This is a genomic window from Morganella morganii H1r (assembly GCF_000633515.1).
Lineage (GTDB): Bacteria > Pseudomonadota > Gammaproteobacteria > Enterobacterales > Enterobacteriaceae > Morganella > Morganella morganii_B.
Genome location: NZ_AYMP01000079.1, coordinates 1 through 6,298, shown reverse-complemented (window position 1 = coordinate 6,298; position 6,298 = coordinate 1). Strand labels below are relative to the sequence as shown.

General features: G+C 39.6%; 7 protein-coding genes. 2 read left to right on the top strand and 5 right to left on the bottom strand.

Annotated elements, in window-relative coordinates; genetic code table 11:
- Positions 1-32: 32 nt before the first annotated feature.
- On the top strand, positions 33-464 hold the full coding sequence (locus U868_RS0122580) for an SGNH/GDSL hydrolase family protein (RefSeq protein WP_025155264.1): 432 nt from the start codon (positions 33-35) through the stop codon (positions 462-464).
- A 150-nt stretch (positions 465-614) separates the two neighbouring features.
- Here U868_RS0122580 and U868_RS0122575 read toward each other — a convergent pair whose 3' ends face one another.
- The 5 genes from U868_RS0122575 to U868_RS0122555 all read right to left on the bottom strand — a co-directional run bounded on the left by U868_RS0122575 (position 615) and on the right by U868_RS0122555 (position 4,284).
- Entirely contained in the window at positions 615-1,196 is a 582-nt protein-coding gene (locus U868_RS0122575; RefSeq protein ID WP_025155263.1) for a ProQ/FINO family protein, read from the bottom strand.
- A gap of 28 nt (positions 1,197-1,224) precedes the next feature.
- Entirely contained in the window at positions 1,225-1,521 is a 297-nt protein-coding gene (locus U868_RS0122570) for a hypothetical protein (RefSeq protein ID WP_162817291.1), read from the bottom strand.
- A gap of 296 nt (positions 1,522-1,817) precedes the next feature.
- Positions 1,818-3,116 (bottom strand): lysozyme inhibitor LprI family protein, encoded by a 1,299-nt coding sequence (locus U868_RS0122565; protein ID WP_162817290.1) that lies wholly within the window; start codon positions 3,114-3,116, stop codon positions 1,818-1,820.
- Positions 3,117-3,141: 25 nt separating this feature from the next.
- The gene (locus U868_RS24265) at positions 3,142-3,540 is read right to left on the bottom strand and encodes a hypothetical protein (RefSeq protein WP_025155260.1); all 399 of its coding nucleotides are present in this window, start codon (positions 3,538-3,540) and stop codon (positions 3,142-3,144) included.
- Positions 3,541-3,594: 54 nt separating this feature from the next.
- The gene (locus U868_RS0122555; RefSeq protein WP_025155259.1) at positions 3,595-4,284 is read right to left on the bottom strand and encodes a CPBP family glutamic-type intramembrane protease; all 690 of its coding nucleotides are present in this window, start codon (positions 4,282-4,284) and stop codon (positions 3,595-3,597) included.
- 395 nt (positions 4,285-4,679) lie between these two features.
- On the opposite strand from U868_RS0122555, the gene U868_RS0122550 reads away from it, so the two are divergent.
- Entirely contained in the window at positions 4,680-6,209 is a 1,530-nt protein-coding gene (locus U868_RS0122550; protein ID WP_025155258.1) for a DKNYY domain-containing protein, read from the top strand.
- Positions 6,210-6,298: the final 89 nt, after the last annotated feature.

Here is a 6,298-nt window from a genome sequence, read left to right as displayed (position 1 = left end):
TTTATTAAACCACTACAGACAGATCCGGACTGATGAATGAGGCATTTTATGACTGGCTGGCGTTCGTGCAACGGATGCCTGTCAGTTCCGCTGATTTAATCATTGTATCTCTGGGCGCTAATGATGGCATGGTGACCTCTGCCGCTAACCCTTACAGCCAAAAGATCAGACAATTTATTTCCGTTTTAAAAACACGTTACCCGGCGGCCAGTATTATCTGGGTCTTGCCTCCGGCCATGAAAAACACGCAGACAGAAAACGCACTGGTGAATACCCGCCGGATTATTTCAGAAACATCCGCAATGGCCGGTTACACCGTATTTGATCCGCGTTCGCTTACCGGCAGAGCATGGACATATTCAGTCAACGGGATTGTTCTGCGTACTGCTGATGGTATCCACTACACGCCGGAAGCCGGTAAACTGATTTCAGAACAGATTTACCGGGCAGTCCGGCAAAACTGAGAACATGAGTCAGAAGGGCAGGGAAGGGTGCTTTATCCAGAAATTCTGTGGATAAATCAGTGAATCTCGGGGGAAAACAGGCTGTATCCGCCGTTCCGCAGTCGCCTCACTGATTTGTGCGTTATTTGATCAACCCACTCCGGAATTACGTTATTCTGCTTTTCCTTTTGTCTGCTGTTTTTTTATCTTTTCCATTCGCTGCACTGAATCCGCTTCCTCCTCCGGAGTCACTGTTCCGCAGGGCTGACCATCCTTATCATAACGTACCGCACCGGCAACAACTGTCAGACGATAACCGATTGAATGAGAGACAGAAGATAAGCAGCGTGTCAGCGTTCTGGCTGACAACGGTAAAACTCTGGCTTTTTTGTCCTGAAATAAATCTTCCCGCAACCCATTTTTCATCGGCCGCAGCTGACCGTCCGGAAACAATTCCGGCCAGTAGCGGGTAATAATCCCCAGTGCCTCAATGATATTCATCCGTTTTTTCGGCGGTGTCGGCGGGACAGGAACTTTTTCAGGCTTCACCGCAGGCGGTTCAGGGACTTTTGTTTTTTTGACGGAAGCAGGGGGCTTTACGGCCGGAGCCGCTTTGTTTTTTTTCGGGCGCGGGACAGCATCTATCCGCTGTTTTCTGCGGAACACCGGCTGTATTGGGGTGTCTTTATTTTTTTCCGCCTCCGCTTTCGGTTTACGGTTCAGCGTGAGAACGGGACGGGATGTATCACTCATTACGGGTTCCTGCCGGTATGCTTTCAGGTTAACGTATTTGTACACTTTCCAGAAAACCGTCCTCACTGAAAATAAAATAATACGCCTCATCTCCGTTTATCGTATAAACATACAATGAACCGGTATAATTCATATCAGTAACTGAACTATCATCATTTTCACGCAGCAGACGGTTTTCATCGGAAATACGATACCATAACTCACCGTATTCAAGATCATCCGTAACGAGGTTTTCAGCCGTTTTTCCGTCAGGCAGTTGCCCACTGTACTCAATATGACTAAAGAATCCCATTATCCCCCCTTTTAACCGGTGTTCAGGCGGCAACAGGTTGCCCCTGCCCGGTCTTTACTGTACTGCACTGAGTTTTACAACCCGTATCACTGTCCGTTCAGAAACACCGCACAACCTCGCGGCATCACGGCATCACGGCATCACGGCATCACGGCATCACGGATGCACCGTCTGTTTTTGACCCGGAGCTGGATAATTTTTCTATAGAACTGCTCATCAGCTCTATGCCTCTGGTATGAGGCCGGGTAAGAAACAAGTAAGTGAATAACACTACTGGTATGGTGATCATATTTTAAGAAATAATCAAGCAGCCCGTGAGATACTTTAATCTATTCACTAACATCTTTTGATATGATAAAAGACTCCGTATAACCATCTCTATCGAAAAATGAAATAACATAATCTACATTATTATACCTGAAGAAATACGGTTTTGACACGTCATACAAAGATAATATATTTTGAGTTTTCTTGTTATTTATAGCTGTTTTCCATATACCATTTTCCTCACCAACAACAGCAAAGAAAAACTCATCATCGTTCCCCCATGAAAAATTATCTTTATAATTAAATCCGGTGGTTTCGTATTTTTTATCATTAAAAAAAACATTAACCCCTATATCCGGCCGGTTTTTTGGAAATAAATACACCCCTTCATAATCACCGGAAGCTACATGCCATCTGCCATCAGGTGATAAGGTATTACTTCGGCACAGTTTTTCACCACAATATCCCATCCAGTCATCACCCAGCTTAATTCCCCCTCTCTCTTTGTTAAGAATGTTAGCAATTTTTTCCCTATCGGTAATTTCACTAACTCTTGAATTAATCCAATCATCATCAACATCTGCACTCTTGATATTTTTAACACCTTTAAAATCAACCAAATAATATTTATCTTCTCTCTTATTACTTTCCTTGTTATATAAATCATGGACAATGTAAATTAATTTATCATCATTTTTATCTGCAATTCTTATTTCCGGATAACCATAGTTTTCACTATCATACTTAGAAATAACCACTGGCTTACCTGGAAAATCAGAGATTAAAACCAAATAAGAAAAACTATCATTTTTACTGACTTTAAAGAAAAAGAAAATGTTATTATCAACATTTAAATGAGTAAGTAATTCCCATTTTCCAAATCTTATTTCTTCCTCTGCATCTGTATTTATATCAGAAACAGCCGACAGTTCCTTTACAGGCCACTGACTGCTATTAATTAAAAAACCCTCTTTATTTTTTGAATGATATTTATCAGGATCAACATAAAACTCAGAATCACCAAAACCAGTTTCAACTGATTTAAAAGCAACCACTTTAGATAACAATAAGTTTCTATCGATATAAGTATTTTTTATACATTCATAATCACTTTTACACCTGTCTCTTTTTCCTATCCACTCTTTTTGATCATTAATCAAAAAACCGACAGACAAAGTATTTAATCTTGCTTTTGAAAATAATTTATCCATCATATTATCAAGTCCGCTAAGATAAGGCTCGTTACATATTTTCAATTCCGTAACATTTAATGAATCTGATGAACAATCAAATGCAGCAGCATATGAATAATGATGAAAAAACAAAAAGATAGCAGCAAGTGGCATTATTCTCTTTTTCACAACATCATCCTCCTGGAAAATTATTTTACCTATATAACACAATCATAGAGATGATGCCTTTTAAAATATCATCATTATGCAAAGGAAGAAATAAATTTATAAAAATAAATAACCAAAAATATTCAAAACCAGAATTGTTATATTTTTGTCTTTTATATATATACATAGGAAGAAAGATAAACCATATCCAAGATGGACAATAGAAACCATTTTCCATCAAAAACGACCTATCTTTTATAAATAAAAAAACACAAATAAAAAAGACCAAAACAGAAATATAAAACTTTATTTCCAAAGCATCTAAAGGGCTAACATTCCATTGATAAAAAATAGAAAATAACACAATGGCAATATACGATGTGACATATAACAAATATGGGAACATTAATAATTTTAAATATATACTATTTTTTTCCCTGTTCATTGCATCCCCCCGCCCTTAAAGTAACAACTTGCGATATTTTATAACTTAAAAAAATCACTGGTAATAGTCATACCCGTGGTTATAACTAAAGTATTCAATTTTCTCATAAAAAATATTGAAAATAAAATGTAAAATAATAGGAAACAGTATACCTTTAGTTCTTATCCTGGACATTAACAATATAACCGACAGACTGAAAAATATAACAACACCTGGCAACCAAAATCCAAATGAAACATTATACGTATTATAAATAACAAAAAAGACAGTAGGGACAGAAAACAAAAATACTTTTGAGTATTTTTTTAAACTGTTAAACAAAACACCGAAAAATACAATATCCTGAACCATTGACTGAATAGCAAAAACAGATATATAAATAAGCACATTAGACACAGTCGTTGTCTCACCCGTGATATAACGACTAACTCCTGCATCAATACCGGTTGCTTTTTTAATTAAAAACAAAATCAATATCATTGGCACAGCAAAAAAAAACAATTCTATGACTGTTTTTATTTTTATTACACCAAGTGATACAGGGGAACTTTCTTTATTATAAAATAACAAAAGAATAAGAATGGCAATTAACTTAAGAAAGCTAATTATAAAAATAAGAGATTCACCAACTGAGTAAAAGTTGTAACTAATGAATGTTATTATGTATTCATCAGAATAAAATAACACAATAAGCATTGTGATACATAAAATAACCGGCCTGCTAAAAAATTTGTAATTACCCATGTGAATTACAACCCTGAATTAATAACATCAAGCTCATTATGTTAACCCCCTTTCTGTACCACAAAAGAAAACGCTTAATTTTCTTAACCAAGATAAAACCACTAACCTTAATTGTAAATATCATGGTGGGTATCTTTTCACCATTATATCTATGCGAAATTATATCTTAACCGGCCTTAAGTCTACTATTTTTAGAATAATAATGCGATTAACGAAACTACACGGGGCAACCGGACAATATGATTACTGGCAATATAACGCACAAAAAAATAACATTCCCATGCATTATTTTAGCAAAAAACTACATTACTTCACTATCACGACGATTTCATAGGCTTTTGATTGGTAATATAGGTAATATAAAAATCTATTTTTGGTATATACAGGAGAGTACAATGTCCGAACCACAATTCCTGTTCAGTGAAATCCCTTTATCACGGGCGGCATTTGACCGCTGGCTGATATCTGTTGTTCCGGATACAGAGACATGGCCGGTTACCGCACCGCCTGTACAGGAGACAATAGTGGGAGACGCTCTGCTGTCGTACTTCATTGCGGCGGGTGATACACAGCGATGTCTGCTGCTGCATGATAAATCCTCCGGTACGCTGCGTTGTGCGTTGTGGCTGATTAATCAGGAACTGCGCCCGGTGATGATGCAACTGACGGCACTTCTTGCCACAACAGCACCGTTTATTGCAACCGGTAAAACAGGCAGCGCACAACTGGGAGAAAACATCTGCGGGACACTTCATCTTTCAAAAAATACAGCATTATGGGCGGATGATTGCCCGGATTTCTCTTTTCCCGACTGGGCACTGACATGGATTGACGGCTTGGGCGATGCGGAGGAGGATAGTGATAAACCCTGGATTGACAGTAAATTATATAACAGGATGAAGCGCCGTTATAACCACTATCTGCGTAATGCCACACCGGAGAACCGGATACCGCTGAAAAAGACAGAACTGTATTTGTCCGACGGTACGTATGTGGTGAATTTTCAGGGAAAACGTGTACAGGGCGCAAATCCGCTGACTTTCCGACGCATAGCCAACGACGGTATGACATCCATTTACACCGATGGCAGGGGGATTTGGATCGACTGCTTTTATACCCGCGAAGAACGGCGGCAACTGGCAACCCAGCTGGAAGAAGGAGATTTTGAGGTCTGGCAGGAAGATTATGATACACCATTTCTTCTGCGCATCCGTGATAAAGCCTGGTTTCTGGGGCACAACGGACCGGGCCGGGGCTTTGAATTACAGTTTTTACCTGTTGATGGTATAAGTTTCCGCCAGATAACGTGGGGTGCATTTGCGGATAAAGATTATTTCTATATGCTGGACAGCGGAAACGGCGGTCTCGCGGTAGTACCGGGGATTGATACCAACACTGTCCGTCCTTTTGATGATCTGTTTTTTTTTGCCGGAAATCAGGTGTATTCACGCGGTAAATTGTTACCGGAAGCTGACGCAGGCTCATTCCGGACGCTGGGAGCGGGTTATTATGCAGATAATCGTCATGTCTGGCACTTCACTACACCGAAACCCGGCATTGACCCTGCAACATTTGAATGGCTGGATGAATATAACGGGTTGGCAAAAGATGCAAGCCATGTATTTATGAATGAAATCGATTTTCCTGAAGCGGACGCACAGACTGTCACCCTGGTAACTGGTGGTTTGTTTTTGCTGTGGCGCGACAAAAATCATATCTGGTATAAAGATCAGATGCTTGAAGGCGCCGACGTCAGCCATAATACCCCCTATCCATGGCGCGGGACAATGTATTGTCAGATTGGTGATCAGATCTGGTTTGCTCAGGAACGACTTGACGGTGCAGATCCGGAGAGCTTTTTCGTTACCGGTTGGGAAGAGGCAGAAGATAAATACGGAGCATGGTACCGGACTACGAGGTTGTAAGATCCACCATAGGAAAATTGAAACTATACAGACAGGGCGAAGCAGACTATTAAAATACGTCTGATGAACTGGTAATCCCCCCGAAAAAC

Bases quoted from the DNA above. Each gene is read 5' to 3' on its own strand.
- U868_RS0122580 (WP_025155264.1), top strand. From the start codon at position 33: ATGAATGAGGCATTTTATGACTGGCTGGCGTTCGTGCAACGGATGCCT.
- U868_RS0122575 (WP_025155263.1), bottom strand. From the start codon at position 1,196: ATGAGTGATACATCCCGTCCCGTTCTCACGCTGAACCGTAAACCGAAA.
- U868_RS24265 (WP_025155260.1), bottom strand. From the start codon at position 3,540: ATGAACAGGGAAAAAAATAGTATATATTTAAAATTATTAATGTTCCCA.
- U868_RS0122555 (WP_025155259.1), bottom strand. From the start codon at position 4,284: ATGGGTAATTACAAATTTTTTAGCAGGCCGGTTATTTTATGTATCACA.
- U868_RS0122550 (WP_025155258.1), top strand. From the start codon at position 4,680: ATGTCCGAACCACAATTCCTGTTCAGTGAAATCCCTTTATCACGGGCG.